Source organism: Serratia sp. BFP-2025, from assembly GCF_050880365.1.
Taxonomy (GTDB): Bacteria; Pseudomonadota; Gammaproteobacteria; order Enterobacterales; family Enterobacteriaceae; genus Serratia; species Serratia surfactantfaciens.
This window is the reverse complement of record NZ_JBPAFV010000001.1, coordinates 3185751-3201278: the sequence shown is the minus strand read 5'-3', so window position 1 is coordinate 3201278 and position 15528 is coordinate 3185751. Positions and strand designations below refer to the sequence as shown.

Annotated in this window: 16 protein-coding genes; 13 read left to right on the top strand and 3 right to left on the bottom strand. The window is 60.7% G+C overall.

The window, feature by feature from the left end; all coding sequences use genetic code 11:
- The first annotated feature begins 5 nt into the window (after window positions 1-5).
- The 6 genes from ureE to ACRAWE_RS15385 are packed head-to-tail and all read left to right on the top strand — an operon-like array spanning window position 6 to window position 4965.
- On the top strand, window positions 6-602 hold the full coding sequence (gene ureE / locus ACRAWE_RS15410) for an urease accessory protein UreE (protein ID WP_019454318.1): 597 nt from the start codon (window positions 6-8) through the stop codon (window positions 600-602).
- Window positions 599-1285, top strand: a complete 687-nt coding sequence (locus ACRAWE_RS15405; RefSeq protein WP_063918766.1) for an urease accessory protein UreF — start codon at window positions 599-601, stop codon at window positions 1283-1285. Before ureE ends, ACRAWE_RS15405 begins: the two co-directional genes overlap by 4 nt.
- Before the next feature lie 13 nt (window positions 1286-1298).
- Entirely contained in the window at window positions 1299-1940 is a 642-nt protein-coding gene (ureG, locus tag ACRAWE_RS15400) for an urease accessory protein UreG (protein ID WP_370520285.1), read from the top strand.
- Window positions 1937-2884, top strand: a complete 948-nt coding sequence (locus ACRAWE_RS15395; RefSeq protein WP_019454315.1) for an urease accessory protein UreD — start codon at window positions 1937-1939, stop codon at window positions 2882-2884. The genes ureG and ACRAWE_RS15395 overlap by 4 nt, the downstream gene beginning before the upstream one ends.
- A 19-nt stretch (window positions 2885-2903) precedes the next feature.
- Window positions 2904-3881, top strand: coding sequence for an urea transporter (gene yut / locus ACRAWE_RS15390; protein ID WP_197667116.1), 978 nt, complete (start codon window positions 2904-2906; stop codon window positions 3879-3881).
- A gap of 40 nt (window positions 3882-3921) precedes the next feature.
- The gene (locus tag ACRAWE_RS15385) at window positions 3922-4965 is read left to right on the top strand and encodes a HoxN/HupN/NixA family nickel/cobalt transporter (protein WP_063918768.1); all 1044 of its coding nucleotides are present in this window, start codon (window positions 3922-3924) and stop codon (window positions 4963-4965) included.
- 73 nt (window positions 4966-5038) lie between these two features.
- On the opposite strand, the gene ACRAWE_RS15380 is transcribed toward ACRAWE_RS15385, so the two are convergent.
- Window positions 5039-5191: a Hok/Gef family protein gene (locus ACRAWE_RS15380; protein WP_063918769.1), complete on the bottom strand. Its 153-nt coding sequence runs from the start codon at window positions 5189-5191 to the stop codon at window positions 5039-5041.
- Window positions 5192-5480: 289 nt separating this feature from the next.
- The gene (gene fadE / locus ACRAWE_RS15375) at window positions 5481-7937 is read right to left on the bottom strand and encodes an acyl-CoA dehydrogenase FadE (protein WP_063918770.1); all 2457 of its coding nucleotides are present in this window, start codon (window positions 7935-7937) and stop codon (window positions 5481-5483) included.
- A 246-nt stretch (window positions 7938-8183) separates the two neighbouring features.
- Between fadE and lpcA the strand changes: the two genes are divergently transcribed.
- Window positions 8184-8765, top strand: coding sequence for a D-sedoheptulose 7-phosphate isomerase (lpcA, locus tag ACRAWE_RS15370; RefSeq protein ID WP_004930220.1), 582 nt, complete (start codon window positions 8184-8186; stop codon window positions 8763-8765).
- Window positions 8766-8862: 97 nt separating this feature from the next.
- On the top strand, window positions 8863-9666 hold the full coding sequence (locus ACRAWE_RS15365) for a class II glutamine amidotransferase (RefSeq protein WP_019454310.1): 804 nt from the start codon (window positions 8863-8865) through the stop codon (window positions 9664-9666).
- On the opposite strand, the gene dpaA is transcribed toward ACRAWE_RS15365, so the two are convergent.
- Entirely contained in the window at window positions 9601-10368 is a 768-nt protein-coding gene (gene dpaA, locus ACRAWE_RS15360; protein WP_019454309.1) for a peptidoglycan meso-diaminopimelic acid protein amidase, read from the bottom strand. The genes ACRAWE_RS15365 and dpaA overlap by 66 nt on opposite strands.
- Before the next feature lie 553 nt (window positions 10369-10921).
- On the opposite strand from dpaA, the gene ACRAWE_RS15355 reads away from it, so the two are divergent.
- The 5 genes from ACRAWE_RS15355 to nqrE are packed head-to-tail and all read left to right on the top strand — an operon-like array spanning window position 10922 to window position 15525.
- A complete protein-coding gene (locus ACRAWE_RS15355; protein WP_063918771.1) occupies window positions 10922-12271 on the top strand; it encodes a Na(+)-translocating NADH-quinone reductase subunit A in 1350 nt (449 codons plus the stop codon).
- A gap of 3 nt (window positions 12272-12274) precedes the next feature.
- Window positions 12275-13516, top strand: a complete 1242-nt coding sequence (locus ACRAWE_RS15350; RefSeq protein ID WP_019454307.1) for an NADH:ubiquinone reductase (Na(+)-transporting) subunit B — start codon at window positions 12275-12277, stop codon at window positions 13514-13516.
- The gene (locus ACRAWE_RS15345; RefSeq protein WP_432525551.1) at window positions 13506-14300 is read left to right on the top strand and encodes a Na(+)-translocating NADH-quinone reductase subunit C; all 795 of its coding nucleotides are present in this window, start codon (window positions 13506-13508) and stop codon (window positions 14298-14300) included. The genes ACRAWE_RS15350 and ACRAWE_RS15345 overlap by 11 nt, the downstream gene beginning before the upstream one ends.
- Window positions 14293-14922 carry an NADH:ubiquinone reductase (Na(+)-transporting) subunit D gene (locus tag ACRAWE_RS15340; protein ID WP_004930232.1) on the top strand — a complete coding sequence of 210 codons (630 nt, stop codon included), beginning with the start codon at window positions 14293-14295 and terminating at the stop codon, window positions 14920-14922. Before ACRAWE_RS15345 ends, ACRAWE_RS15340 begins: the two co-directional genes overlap by 8 nt.
- Window positions 14923-14928: 6 nt before the next feature.
- The gene (nqrE, locus tag ACRAWE_RS15335) at window positions 14929-15525 is read left to right on the top strand and encodes an NADH:ubiquinone reductase (Na(+)-transporting) subunit E (protein ID WP_211130475.1); all 597 of its coding nucleotides are present in this window, start codon (window positions 14929-14931) and stop codon (window positions 15523-15525) included.
- Window positions 15526-15528: the final 3 nt, after the last annotated feature.

Sequence of the window (15528 nt, the reverse complement as noted above, 5' to 3'; positions counted from 1 at the left end):
CGCTCATGATCGTGATTGAAAAGATACTCGGCAATATCAAACGGGATGCCGACTGGCGCGAGCGCTTGCAACACGCCTCGCTGGACATGCTGACGCTCTCGCAGTGGGAGGCGCAAAAAAGCCGGTGTCGCAAAACCACCCGCGACGGTCGGGACCTCGGCATTTCCCTCGATCGTCATCAGGTGCTGGCTGACGGCGACGTACTGCTCTGGGACGAAGCGAACCGCAGCGCGGTGGTGGTGCAGATGAACCTGCGCGACGTGATGGTGATCCATCTGCAGTCGCTGTTGGCGACCGATATGGCGACGGTGCTGAAGACCGCGTTCGAACTGGGGCATGCGTTGGGCAACCAGCACTGGAAATCGGTCATCAAGGGGGACCGCATTTTTATTCCGCTGACGGTGGCGACCAAGGTGATGGATTCGGTGATGAAAACCCACGGTTTCCATGCGCTGCCTTATTCGTTCGTGAAGGGCGAGAGCATATTGCCCCATTTGACCCAGCCCGAAGCGCGCCTGCTGTTCGGCGGCGCGGAGGATTCCGCCACCCATGTGCATGTCGACAGCCCGTTCCTCGGTCAGCATGTGATCAAACTGAAATGAACGCCGTTCAGTTGATACGCATCCTGCAATTTGCCGACTCGGTGCTGCCGGTGGGGGCGTTCGCCTTTTCCAACGGCGTCGAGTCGGCGATCCAGGCCGGCATCGTGCGCGATGCCGACACGCTGCAATCGTTCACCCGCACCGCCTTGCAGCAGGCGGCGGGCGGCGACGGCAGGGCGGTGGTGGCGGCCTGTCGGGCGCTGCAGGCGGACGATCGCGAGGCGGCTCTCGGCCACGACTGGGCGCTGTTCAACCGCAAGCTGAACGAAGAAGGGCGCAGCATGGTGGTGCGAATGGGAAAAAAGCTGGCGGAAATGACGGCGGCCATCTGCGATGAGCCCCAGGTGCTCTGGTGGCTTGAGCAGATCAAAACCGGCCGCGCCGCCGGCACCTATCCGGTGACGCAGGCGGTGGTGATGACGGCGCTGGGCGTCGGCCCGCGCGAGGTGGCGGTGATGCACCAGTATGGGGTGGCGATGACCATTCTCAGCGCCGCCATGCGCCTGATGCGCATCACCCATATCGACACCCAACGCATCCTGTTTCAACTCAACCGCGACATCGATGTTTTTTGTGACGAAGCCGAACGCGGCGGCGTTGAACAAATGGCCTCTTACGCGCCGGTGACCGATGTCCTGGCCGCGCTGCACGTCGGCGCATTTACCCGACTGTTCAGCAACTAATGAATAAGGAACGATCAGAGTGAAAAAAATTACCCGCATTGGCATCGGCGGCCCGGTAGGTTCGGGCAAAACCGCAATCATTGAAGTCATCACGCCGCGCTTGATCGAACGGGGCGTCAGCCCGTTGATCATCACCAACGATATCGTCACCACCGAAGACGCCAAACAGGTCAAGCGCACGCTCAAGGGGATTCTGGACGAGGAAAAAATCCTGGGCGTAGAAACCGGCGCCTGTCCGCATACCGCCGTGCGTGAAGATCCGAGCATGAATATCGCGGCGGTGGAGGAGATGGAGGCCCGTTTTCCGGAAAGCGACGTGGTGATGATCGAGAGCGGCGGCGATAACCTGACGCTGACTTTCAGCCCGGCGCTGGCGGACTTTTACATCTATGTCATCGACGTCGCCGAAGGGGAAAAGATCCCGCGCAAAAATGGCCCGGGTCTGGTGCAGGCCGACATTCTGGTGATCAACAAAATCGATTTGGCCCCCTACGTCGGCGCCAGCCTGGCGGTGATGGAGCACGACACCCGCGTGGTGCGCGGCGAGCGGCCCTATATTCTCACCAACTGCAAAACCGGCGAAGGCATCGATGAACTGGTGGACATGATCATGCGTGATTTTCTGTTTACCCACGCGCCGTCGGCGGCGGTATGACGGCGGTCAGCGAAGCGGCGAGGCGCGTTGCCCAGCTCGGCGCCGACGCGCCGGAGTTGGCCGACTATCAGGATGAGCCGCCGCAGATGGCCAGCGGCGGCGTAGGCAAAACCGGTTATCTGCGGCTGGAGTTTGCACTGAACGGGCATCGCAGCGTGCTGCGGCGGATGGAGCGGCGGGTGCCTTTTCTGGTACAGCGGGCGCTGTATTGGGATGAAGCGCTGCCGCAGATGCCGTGCGTGTTCGTCATCTCCACCTCGGGGTGCATCTTGCAGGGCGATCGCCTGACGCTCGAGGTGCAGGTTGCCCCCCAGGCCTGCGGGCATATCACCACCCAGTCGGCGACCAAGATCCACGCCATGGAAAATAACTACGCGGCGCAGATGCAAATGCTGAGGCTGGAAGCCGGCAGCTATCTGGAGATGATGCCCGATCCGGTGATCCCCCACTGCGGTTCGCGCTTCATTACCGATACCCGCATTACGCTGCATCCGACGGCAACGCTGCTCTACGGCGAGATCCTGATGTCCGGGCGCAAACACCATCAGGCGGATCGCGGGTTCAGATTCGACGTTTACTCCTCACGCATCAGCGCCTGCAGCCCCGATGGCAAGACGCTGTTTGTCGAACGTTATGTGCTGGAACCGCATAAGCATCCGTTGCACGGCGTTGGCGTGATGGGGCCGTTCGATGTGTTCGGCAATGTCATCCTGCTGACGCCGCGCGAGCATCATCAGCGGATCCTCGATCGCATCGCACCCCGCTATGACGAGGTTGAAGGGATCGCCAGCGGCGTCAGCCGATTGCCCAACGAGTGCGGCCTGATCTTTAAGGCATTGGGCAAAGAGGCGCGTCAGGTGAAGGCGGCCATTCGCGTTTTTTGGCGCGTCGCGCGGGAAGAGATCCTGGGCGTGACGCTGCCCGAGCCCTTTATCTGGCGCTAATCTGCAGCGGGAAACGGTCATGACGACAAAGTGGGATTGGGCGGGGCTGTGCGTTCGCTGCCGGGTGGTGGCGGCGACGGATGCGGTGCTGCGCGGCTGTTCGCAGGTGATGTTTCAAAATAATCCGTTGACCGGATTGCTGTTTTTCATCGCCATTTTCGTCGGTGCCTGGGAGGAAGGGCTGCCGCAGGTGGCCTTCGGCTGCCTGTTGGGCACCGCCACGGCGACGCTGAGTGCGGCGTGGCTGGTGGACGACCGCGCTGCGTTGCGTTCCGGCCTGTATGGCTATAACGGCTGCCTGGTCGGCGCCGCGCTACCGACTTTTTTGTTGCCTTCCGCCTGGCTGTGGGTCGGCGTGATCTTCTGCGGCGCGATCTCGGTGATCGTCACCGTCGGCCTCAATCGGCTGCTGCGCACCTGGCAGATCGCCGCGCTGACCGCGCCTTTCGTGCTGACCACCTGGACGGTGCTGCTGGCCAGCTATCCGTTCAGCCATCTGCGACATGTGCGGCTGCCACCGGCGACCATTCCGGCCGATGGCGCGGTGTTCAACGCGCATCTCGAGATGATGGAGATGCTGAACGGCGCGTTGCACGGCGTCTCCCAGGTTTTTTTGTGCAGCAGCGTGAGCGGTGGTCTGCTGCTGCTGCTCGGGCTGGCGGTTTCGTCGCCGCGCGCGATGCTGCTGGCCTTTTCCGGCGCTTTGCTGGCGGTGGCGACCGCACTGGCGATCGGCGCCGATCCGCAGGCGGTTTTCGCCGGCCTGTACGCCTTCAGCGCAGTGTTGACGGCGGTGGCGCTGGGCTCCGTCTTCAATCCACCCGGCTGGCGGGTGCTGATCTATACGCTGCTTGGCGTGATTTTCACGGTGCTGGTGCAGGGGGCTTTCAATACCTTGCTGGCCCCACTGGGTATGCCGTCGCTGACCATGCCGTTCGTGATCGCATCCTGGCTGTTCTTGAGCGCCAATCCGGCGGTGATCGCGGCGCGGCGTTAATCCCTCGATTTGAACATAACGATAAAACAGGAGTGTGGGTATGACGGTAGTTTCTGAAGGATTGCACGGTGCGGCCCGGCGGCGGGCGGCATATCTGCTGCTGGGGCTGTTGGCGGTCAACGTCGGCGTCTGGCTGCTGGCGCTGGCGGTGTTCAAAGACAACGCCGCGCTGATGGGCACCGCCTTGCTGGCCTACAGCTTTGGTCTGCGCCATGCGGTGGACGCCGACCACATCGCCGCGATCGACAACGTGACCCGCAAGCTGATGCAGCAGGGCAAAACGCCGGTGGCGGTCGGCACCTTCTTCTCGCTCGGCCACTCGACCATCGTGGTGCTGGCCTCCGCCGCCATTGCCGCGACGGCGATGATGTTCAGCCGCCAGATGAGCTGGTTTCACGAGACCGGCGGCTTGATCGGCACGCTGGTATCCGCGCTGTTTCTGCTGACGGTGGCCTTTATCAATCTGCTGGTGCTGATCTCCGTGTGGCGCGCTTTCCGGCAGGTGAAAGCGGGGGCGCTGCCTGCGCATCAATCGCTGGATGCGCTGATGAGTGGTGGCGGTGCGCTGGCGCGCTGTTTCCGCCCGCTGTTCAGGCTGGTGAATAAGAGTTGGCACATGTACCTGGTGGGCTTCTTGTTTGGCCTGGGCTTCGACACCGCCACCGAGGTTGGGTTGCTGGGCATTTCGGCCGCCGGCGCCGGCCACGGCATGAATCTGTGGAGCATCATGCTGTTCCCGGCGCTGTTCGCCGCCGGCATGGCGCTGATCGACTCCATCGACAACTTCGTGATGATCGGCGCTTACGGCTGGGCGTTTTCCAAACCGATCCGCAAGCTGTACTACAACATGACGATCACGGCGGCATCGGTGCTCATCGCGGTGTTTATCGGCGGCATCGAAGCGCTCGGGCTCATCGCCGACAAGCTGACGCTGTCCGGCCCGCTGTGGGACGCCGTCGCGCGGCTCAACGATCATCTGGGGGAGATGGGGTATTGGGTGATCGCCGTGTTCATCTTCTGCTGGCTGGTGTCGGTGGTGAATTACCGCCTGCGCGGCTATGACAAATTGACGGTCAGCGGCTGAAAAGACGGGTGCTCGTGGATCCTGCCTGACACCATCGGCCAACGGGCGGGGCGAACCCCGCCGTTGGGTTGCCTTACAGTTCGGATTCGTAAGCCAAAGTGGCCGCAACCTCCGAGTCTCCCAGCCTGATGCGCAGTTCGCATAGAGAACCGCGGGTTAGCCAGATGAACGCGATCAGCGTCATACAGACGATCACCAGCTTAAGCACGACCCGTTTTTGCTGCATTTTTGACCTCCCTATCCTTGCCTTGCGGCGGGTAAGAGGCTAACCTGATGTTGCTAGGCATCAGAGTGGCCTCGGGTTGATAATATCGACTCGGGGCCTTTCTCTTTCTTTCCTTTGCCAAGGCTCCGGACAGAAAGATCCAGAGCACCCGCCGCGCAGTCTACTCGAACTTCCTTCCGGTGAAATCCGCCGCTGCGCCAACCTGCGGCGCGGTGCGCAGTTTGTGATGCAAGAAAAGAAAAAGGGGCGATGATGATCGCCCCTTGGATGCGTGGAGTTGGACTTGGCGTTAAGCCGCTTCGGTCTGCTGTTGGCGCTTAGACTGCGCCGCCGGCTTTTCCGGCTTGGCGGCCGCCAGCGCGTCCGGCGCGAAGTCGTCCACGTTGATGGAGCGCAGGCGGCTCTCTTCGGCTTTCACCAAGATCTTCGCCTCGTCGGCGCTGATCTTGCCTTCTTCCAGCGCGCGTTCCGCCAAACGATTCAGACGGGTGAACGGCAGATTTTTGCCGGCCGCCTTGCACAGGCGTTCGTGAATCGGCTCGGCGGCCATCACGTCGGCCAGCGCCGCTTCCAGCAGGCCGATTGGGTTATGCTCGCTCGGCGTCAGATACTGACCGCGCCCCAGACGGCTGCGGGTGGCGGAAGGCACCTGCAGGATCTTGGCCAGCTGATGGTCCAGACGATCGGACGGTGCGGTATGCACGCGGCCGAGCGGGAAGACCACGAAGCGCATCGCGCCGGCGATAAAGCGGTTCGGGAAGTTGCGCAGCAGGTCATCCAGTGCCTGTTCAGCTTTATGCAGGCTGTCTTGCACGCCCCAATGCACCAGCGGCAGATCTTCTTTCTGACGGCCTTCGTCGTCAAAGCGTTTCAGCACGGCGGAAGCCAGGTACATCTGGCTGAGGATATCCCCCAGGCGAGCGGAGATGCGCTCACGGCGCTTCAGGCTGCCGCCCAGCACGCCCATGGAAACGTCCGACAGCAACGCCAGGTTGGCGCTCAGACGGTTCAACTGCTGATAGTAACGACGGGTCGCGTCCTTGGTCGGCGTGGCGCTGGTGCGGCCATTGGTCAGGCCCAGCCAGAAGCTGCGCACCTTGTTGCTGCCGACGTGGCCCAGGTGGCCGAACAGCGATTTATCGAAAGCGTTCAGATCGTTGTTTTGCGCGGCCGCCATTTCATCCAGCACATAAGGATGGCAGCGGATCGCGCCCTGACCGAAGATCATCATGGTGCGAGTCAGGATGTTCGCGCCTTCCACCGTGATGGCGATCGGTGCGCCCTGATAAGCGCGAGCCAGGAAGTTGGATTCGCCCAGCATGATGCCTTTACCGCCGGCGATGTCCATGGCGTCAACGATCGACTGCTGGCCGCGGTGCGTACAGTGGTATTTGACGATGGCCGACAGTACGGCCGGCTTCTCGCCCTGCACCAGCGCATAGGTGATCAATGAAGCGGCGGCGTCCATCACATAGGTGTTGCCGGCAATGCGCGCCAACGGCTCTTCGATCCCTTCCATCTTGCCGATGGAGATCTTGAACTGACGGCGAATGTGCGCGTAGGCGCCGGTCGCCAGGGCAATGGATTTCAGGCTGCCGGTGGAGTTGGACGGCAGGGTGATGCCGCGACCGACCGACAGACATTCAACCAGCATGCGCCAGCCCTGGCCGGCCATTTTCGGGCCGCCGATGATGTAATCGATCGGCACGAATACGTCGGTGCCGCGGGTCGGGCCGTTCTGGAACGGCACGTTCAGCGGGAAGTGGCGGTTGCCGATCTCCACGCCCGGCGTGCTGGTCGGGATCAGCGCACAGGTGATGCCCGGGGATTCGTTGTCGCTCAGCAGGCGATTCGGGTCATGCAGTTTGAACGCCAGGCCCAGTACGGTAGCGACCGGTGCCAGCGTGATGTAGCGCTTGTTCCAGGTCAGGCGCATGCCCAGCACCTGTTTGCCTTGCCATTCGCCCATGCAGACGGTGCCGACGTCCGGGATCGCACCGGCATCGGAACCCGCTTCCGGGCTGGTCAGCGCGAAGCAAGGGATCTCGTCGCCGCGCGCCAGGCCCGGCAGATAGTGATTTTTCTGTTCTTCAGTGCCGTAGTGCTGCAGCAGTTCGCCCGGGCCGAGGGAGTTCGGCACGCCGACGGTGATCGCCAGGATGCCGGAAACGCCGGCCAGTTTTTGCAGCACCTGCGCCTGAGCATAAGGCGAGAATTCCAGGCCGCCGTACTCTTTCTTGATGATCATCGCGAAGAAACGGTGTTCTTTCAGGTACGCCCACAGTTCAGGCGGCAGATCGGCCAGTTCGTGGGTGATTTGGAAGTCGTTGGCCATGCGACAGGCTTCTTCCACCGGGCCGTCGATAAACGCCTGCTCTTCTGCCGTCAGGCGCGGTTTCGGGTAGTTGTGCAGCTTGTTCCAGTCCGGCGCGCCGCGGAACAGATCGCCTTCCCACCAGGTGGTGCCGGCGTCGATCGCCTCCTTTTCGGTGGTGGACATCGGCGGCATCACTTTGCGGAATGCGCGCAGCGCCGGCGCGGAAAGCAGGGAACGGCGCACGGAGGAAAGGTTCAGCGGCAGCAGCACGATAGCCAACGGCAGCAACAGCCAGAAGCTCCACAGGCCGATAGCGCCCATGGCGGCGGTGTACGCCACCAGGATCAGGCTGCTGAGGGTAAGGTTCACCCGGTGGTAGAACACCACGCCGAGGAGAGCCAGTAAAACGACAATACTAAGAACCATCATAAGAAGCTCCGAAGTAGTAAGAGGTCTGACCTGTTGTGTGTATGTAATAGGTTTTAGTACAAGGCAGAATTTTTATCAATGCGTTTACAGTTTAATTACAACTCAGGTCACAAACTGACAGCACCAATCATCAAAAACCTCTCCGCTTCCTTAACCGGCGCGCTGTTTGGCTGAGAATGCTTCTCGCTGTTTCCGCGATCCGGTACACTGCGGAGCGGAAGATTTGACGATAACAAGAGGTTCCTCATGTACCACGACCTTATTCGCAGTGAACTGAACGAAGCGGCTGATACCCTGGCGAAATTTATCAATGACGACGCCAACATCGACGCCATCCAACGCGCGGCGGTGCTGCTGGCGGATTCCTTCAAAGCCGGCGGTAAAGTGATTTCCTGCGGCAACGGCGGTTCCCATTGCGACGCGATGCACTTCGCCGAAGAGCTGACCGGCCGCTACCGCGAAAACCGCCCGGGCTACCCGGCGATTGCCATCTCGGACGTCAGCCACCTGTCCTGCGTCAGCAACGATTTCGGCTATGAGTATGTGTTCTCCCGCTATGTGGAAGCAGTGGGCCGCGAAGGTGACGTGCTGTTGGGCATTTCCACCTCCGGCAACTCCGGCAACATCATCAAGGCCATCGACGCGGCGCGCGCCAAAGGGATGAAAGTGATCACCCTGACCGGCAAGGACGGCGGCAAGATGGCGGGTTCTGCCGATGTGGAAATTCGCGTGCCGCACTTCGGTTACGCCGACCGCATTCAGGAAATCCACATCAAAGCGATCCACATCTTGATTCAGCTGATCGAAAAAGAGATGGTTAAGGCGTAATAGCCTTCGGGGGGCCGCGGCTCCCCATGAATAAGACGGCGGGCGCCGCATGTTGCGCCCGCTCGGCGTGTGTCAGTGTGGTTAAGGAGTGCTGGCGATGTGTGAACTGCTCGGGATGAGCGCAAACGTACCGACCGATATCTGCTTCAGCTTTACCGGTTTGGTTCAGCGCGGCGGCCGCACCGGGCCGCATAAAGATGGCTGGGGCATTACCTTCTATGAAGGGAACGGTTGCCGCACCTTCAAGGATCCGCAGCCGAGCTTCAACTCGCCGATCGCCCGCCTGGTGCAGGACTATCCGATCAAGTCCTGCGCGGTGGTGTCTCATATTCGTCAGGCCAACCGCGGTGAAGTGGCGCTGGAAAACACCCATCCGTTCACCCGCGAACTTTGGGGCCGCAACTGGACCTACGCGCACAACGGTCAATTGAAAGGCTATCGTCAGCTGGATACCGGCACGTTTCGTCCGGTCGGTCAGACCGACAGCGAATATGCGTTCTGTTGGCTGCTGCATCAGCTGGCGCTGAAATACCCGCGCACCCCGAGCCAGTGGCCGGCGGTCTTCCGCTATATCGGCCTGTTGGCGAGCCAGCTGCGCAAGAAAGGGGTGTTCAATATGCTGTTGTCGGACGGGCGCTTCGTGATGGCCTATTGCTCCACCAATCTGTATTGGATCACGCGCCGCGCGCCGTTCGGCAAGGCGACGCTGCTCGATCAGGACGTGGAAATCGATTTTCAGCAGCAGACCACACCGAACGATGTGGTCACGGTGATCGCCACCCAACCGCTAACCGCCAACGAAACCTGGCACAAGATTGAGCCAGGCGAGTTCGCGTTATTTCACTTCGGTGAGCGGCTTGTTCTGAGCGAAGGGATTGGTGTTGGGCGTCGGGCTGGCTGACGCGTACTGCGTCATCTGGCCGCTGCTCATCAACGGTTGACCCAGCACATACTGGCCGTTGTCTACGGTCATCATCGGCGGCTGGTGGTTCTTGGCGAAGTAATCGTAACCCGGTTTCAGCTGGCGCCAGAAGGCGATATAGCTGGATGACGCATGGCGCTTGAGGTTCTGATCGGTCATGCGGAACGGGTAGATGCTGATGTCGACGCGGCTTTGGCCATAGGCGAAGGCGGCTTCGACGTAGCGATAGATTTCATCCATATAGGTGTTGGTCATCGCGTAACAGCCGATCGATTTGCATTCACCGTGGATCATCAGATAAGCGCCGGAATAGCCCTGCGATTTATCGTAATCATTAGGGAAACCGATATTGATCGCCCGATAATACTTGCTGTCGGGTTTCAGATGGCGCGCGTCAACGCTATAAAAGCCTTCAGGACTTTTAAAGTCGCCTTCACGACGTTTAGGACCCAGCCCGCCGGAAAAATTACAGATCGGGAACGTGTTGACCAGACGGAATTCATTGCCCATTCTGGCATACAATTCCAGCTTGCGTTCCTCTTTGAAGATCTGAATATAGACCGGCGAACCTAATAATTGCTGTTTAACTACCGGCGCTTCGGGTACCTGCTCGCTGGCGCTGCAGGCCGTGATCATCGGCATAGAAACAAGCATCGCAAACAACAGCGCGATTTTGCTCATTATAATTCCTGCTTATATTTATCTGCCGGCGCAATCAAGCTGGCCAGCATGCCACTGATTATTGTTTTTACTGCTGCAAAACACCGCCAGATTACCAGCGCGTTTATTTTTAGCAATACGTGATATGTATAAAAAAACGACAAAGCTCGATAAAAGTGAAATGACCGGCAGATTTTAACGATAAGTAGTGAAAAACAGGCGAAATTTAATTGCGTTTGCTTGACCCAAGTCACGACGGAACGCAGAACAATGTTGCGAACAATGTTAATATTCCCTCTTCAATTTAACGCGCTGTGGCGATTGAAGCTGCAGGGGTTATGGCATATAACCCGGTTGCTTTGAAGGTTATTTGGCTACAGGCCGTTAACACATCGACTGTCGCGCAAACAACGGAAAGGGGGAATCAAAGGAATGCGCGTTACCCCATATATTCACTGCGAGAAAGTTCATGTTGGGCGTGCCGTCGTGCGCACTGCCCGGCAATCCTGGCATCGTCAGCACCCGCCTCTGGGGCCGGGCAGACGTGTAAACCAAACTACATCGTATAAATCCTATGATTAAGATCAGAAAAGGGTTAGATCTGCCGATAGCCGGGGCTCCGGTTCAGGCGATCCAAGACGGCCCGAACATTCAGCATGTCGCCCTGCTTGGGGAAGAGTATGTCGGAATGCGCCCCTCCATGCTGGTGCAGGAAGGCGATACCGTTAAGAAAGGCCAGGCGTTGTTCGAAGACAAGAAAAACCCCGGGGTTTTCTTCACGGCTCCCGCCAGCGGCCGCATCGCCGCGATTAACCGCGGCGAGCGGCGCGTATTGCAATCGGTGGTGATTGCGCTGGAAAACGGCGGCGACGATCAGCTCGAGTTCGCGCACTACCCGCTGGGTGAACTGGCCCAGCTGCCGCGCGAGCAGGTCGAGAGCGAACTGATCGCCAGCGGCCTGTGGACCGCGCTGCGCACCCGCCCGTTCAGCAAGACGCCGGCTCCCGGCAGCGAACCGCGCGCCATTTTCGTCACCGCTATGGACACCCAGCCGTTGGCCGCCGATCCGCAGGTGATCATCGCCGAGCAGCAGGCGGCGTTCAACGCCGGGCTGGTGGTGCTGGCGCGCCTGACGGCGGGCAAGGTGCACGTGTGCCATGCCGCCGGCGCTTCGGTTGGCCAGCAGAGCGGCCCGCAGATCGCTTACAGCGAATTCGCCGGCCCGCATCCCGCCGGGTTGGCAGGCACTCACATTCACTTCCTCGAACCGGTCAGCCTGAAGAAAACCGTTTGGCACATCGGCTACCAGGATGCGATCGCCATCGGCACGCTGTTCACTACCGGCAAGCTCGACACCCGCCGGGTCGTGGCGCTGGCCGGGCCACAGGTGGCGAAGCCGGCGCTGCTGCGCACTCGTCTGGGGGCCAGCCTCAATGAGCTGACTGCCGGCCGCCTGAAAGGCGGCGAGAACCGGGTGATCTCCGGTTCGGTGCTGAACGGCATGCACGCCGCCGGGCCGAACGCCTGGCTCGGCCGCTTCCACTCGCAGGTGTCGGTGCTGGAAGAAGGGCGCGACAAAGAGCTGTTCGGTTGGATCGTGCCTTCGCCGAACAAGTTCTCCATTACCCGCACCACGCTGGGCCACTTCCTGAAGAACAAACTGTTCGCCTTCTCGACCACCACCAACGGCGGCGAGCGCGCCATGGTGCCGATCGGCAACTACGAGCGGGTGATGCCGCTGGATATTCTGCCGACGCTGCTGCTGCGCGATCTGCTGGCGGGCGACAGCGACAGCGCGCAGGCGCTGGGTTGTCTGGAGCTGGACGAGGAAGATCTGGCGCTGTGCACCTTCGTTTGCCCCGGCAAATATGAGTACGCGCCGGTGCTGCGCGAGGTGCTGACCAAGATTGAGCAGGAAGGATAACCGATGGGCCTGAAGAATTATTTTGAGAAGATAGAGCATCACTTCACGCCGGGCGGCAAATTGGAAAAGTGGTATCCGCTGTATGAAGCGACCACCACGGTGTTTTACACCCCCGGCACGGTGACGCGCGGCGCTTCGCACGTGCGCGACGCCATCGATTTGAAACGCATGATGATCCTGGTGTGGCTGGCGGTGTTCCCGGCGATGTTCTGGGGCATGTACAACGTCGGCCAGCAGGCGATCCCGGCGCTGCATCATCTGTACAGCGGCGACGAGCTGCAACAGGTGTTGGCGGGCGACTGGCATTATCGTCTGGCGCAGTGGCTCGGCGCCTCGCTGGCGGCCGACGCCGGCTGGGTCAGCAAAATGGTGCTGGGCGCCTGTTACTTCCTGCCGATCTACGCCGTGGTGTTTGTCGTCGGCGGTTTCTGGGAAGTGCTGTTCGCCATCATCCGCAAGCATGAGGTCAACGAAGGTTTCTTCGTCACCTCTATCCTGTTCGCGCTGATCGTGCCGCCGACCCTGCCGCTGTGGCAGGCCGCGCTGGGTATCACCTTCGGCGTGGTCGTGGCCAAAGAGATCTTCGGCGGCACCGGGCGCAACTTCCTCAACCCGGCGCTGGCCGGCCGCGCCTTCCTGTTCTTCGCCTATCCGGCGCAGATCTCCGGCGATCTGGTGTGGACTTCCGCTGACGGTTTCTCCGGCGCGACGCCGCTGGCGCAGTGGAGCGCTGGCGGGGCGCACAGCCTGAGCAACGTAGCCACCGGCCAGTCCATCAGCTGGATGGACGCTTTCCTCGGCAACATTCCCGGCTCGATCGGTGAGGTGTCCACGCTGATGATCCTGATCGGCGGGGCGATTATCCTGTTCGGCCGCGTGGCCTCCTGGCGCATCGTCGCCGGCGTGATGCTCGGCATGGTGGCTTCCGCCATGCTGTTCAACGCCATCGGTTCCGACACCAACCCGATGTTCGCCATGCCGTGGTACTGGCACCTGGTGCTGGGCGGTTTCGCCTTCGGCATGATCTTTATGGCGACCGACCCGGTTTCCGCCTCCTTCACCAACAAGGGGAAATGGTGGTACGGCATTCTGATCGGCGTGATGTGCGTGCTGATCCGGGTGGTCAACCCCGCCTATCCGGAAGGCATGATGCTGGCGATCCTGTTCGCCAACCTGTTCGCGCCGCTGTTCGATTACCTGGTGGTGCAGGCCAACATCAAGCGGAGAAAAGCCCGTGGCGAATGAAGCGAAAAACGACGGCATCGGTAAAACGCTGCTGGTAGTGCTGCTGCTGTGTCTGGTGTGTTCAGTGGTGGTGGCGGGCTCCGCCGTCGGCCTGAAGTCCAAACAGCAGGAGCAAAAGCTGCTCGATAAGCAGCGCAATATTCTCGACGTAGCCGGCCTGTTGCAGCCGAAAATGGAGAGCGAGCAGGTTAAACACCTGTACAGCGAGCGCATCGAGCCGCGTTTGGTGGATCTGAGCAGCGGCGAGTTTGTCGCCGGCAAGGCGGCGGCGTTCGATCTGGGCGCTGCGCTGCGCGACGACGCCAAAAGCGTGGCGCTGGCGGCGGGCGACGATCCGGCCGGCATCAAGCGCCGCAGCAACCAGGCGGAAATCTATCTGGTGCGCAACGAAAGCGGCCAGGTGAACAAGATTGTGCTGCCGGTATACGGCACCGGTCTGTGGTCGATGATGTACGCCTTCGTGGCGCTGGATAACGATGGCAACACGGTCAAGGGCATCACCTACTACGACCAGGGGGAAACCCCGGGGCTGGGCGGTGAGGTCGAGAACCCGTCCTGGCGCCAGCAGTGGGTCGGCAAGCAACTGTTCGACGACAACGGCCAGCCGGCGATCCGCGTGGTGAAAGGCGGCGCGCGTCAGGGAGATGTGCACGGGGTGGACGGCCTGTCCGGCGCCACGCTGACCTCCAACGGCGTGCAGCATACGTTTGATTTCTGGTTGGGCGAGCACGGCTTCGGCCCGTTCCTGAAAAAAGTTCGTGAAGGAGCGCTGAAAAATGGCTGATTCCAAAGAGATAAAGCGGGTCCTGCTGGGGCCGCTGTTCGACAATAACCCGATCGCCCTGCAGGTGCTGGGCGTTTGCTCCGCGCTGGCGGTGACCACCAAGCTGGAGACGGCGGTGGTGATGACCATTGCGGTGACGCTGGTGACGGCGTTCTCCAGCTTCTTCATCTCGCTGATCCGTCATCACATTCCCAACAGCGTGCGCATTATCGTGCAGATGGCGATTATCGCTTCGCTGGTGATCGTGGTCGATCAGCTGCTGCGCGCCTATGCGTTCGAGATCTCCAAGCAGCTGTCGGTGTTCGTTGGCCTTATCATCACCAACTGTATCGTGATGGGGCGCGCCGAGGCCTACGCCATGAAATCGCCGCCGATCGAGAGCTTTATGGACGGCATCGGCAACGGGCTGGGCTACGGGGTGATCCTGGTGCTGGTCGGTTTCCTGCGCGAGCTGATCGGCTCCGGCAAGCTGTTCGGCGTGCCGGTGCTGGAAACGGTGCAGAACGGCGGCTGGTACCAGCCGAACGGCCTGTTCCTGCTGGCGCCGAGCGCGTTCTTCATCATCGGCCTGCTGATCTGGGTGCTGCGCACCCTGAAGCCGGCGCAGATCGAAAAGGAGTAAAGGCCGATGGAACACTATATCAGCCTGTTTGTGCGCGCGGTGTTCGTTGAGAACATGGCGCTGGCGTTCTTCCTCGGGATGTGTACCTTCCTGGCGGTGTCGAAGAAGGTCTCGACCGCCTTTGGCCTGGGCATCGCGGTGACCATCGTGCTCGGCATTTCGGTGCCGGTGAACAACCTGGTCTACAACCTGATCCTGCGCGACGGCGCGCTGGTGGACGGCGTCGATCTGAGCTTCCTCAACTTCATCACCTTCATCGGCGTGATCGCGGCACTGGTGCAGATTCTGGAGATGATCCTCGATCGCTTCTTCCCATCGCTGTATAACGCGCTCGGCATCTTCCTGCCGCTCATCACCGTGAACTGCGCCATCTTTGGCGGCGTGTCCTTCATGGTGCAGCGCGACTACAACTTCGCCGAATCGGTGGTGTACGGCATCGGCTCCGGCACCGGCTGGATGCTGGCGATCGTCGCCATGGCGGGGATCCGCGAAAAACTCAAATATGCCAACGTGCCGGCGGGACTGCGCGGCCTGGGCATTACCTTTATCACCACCGGACTGATGGCGCTGGGCTTCATGTCCTTCTCCGGTGTTCAGTTGTAAAGG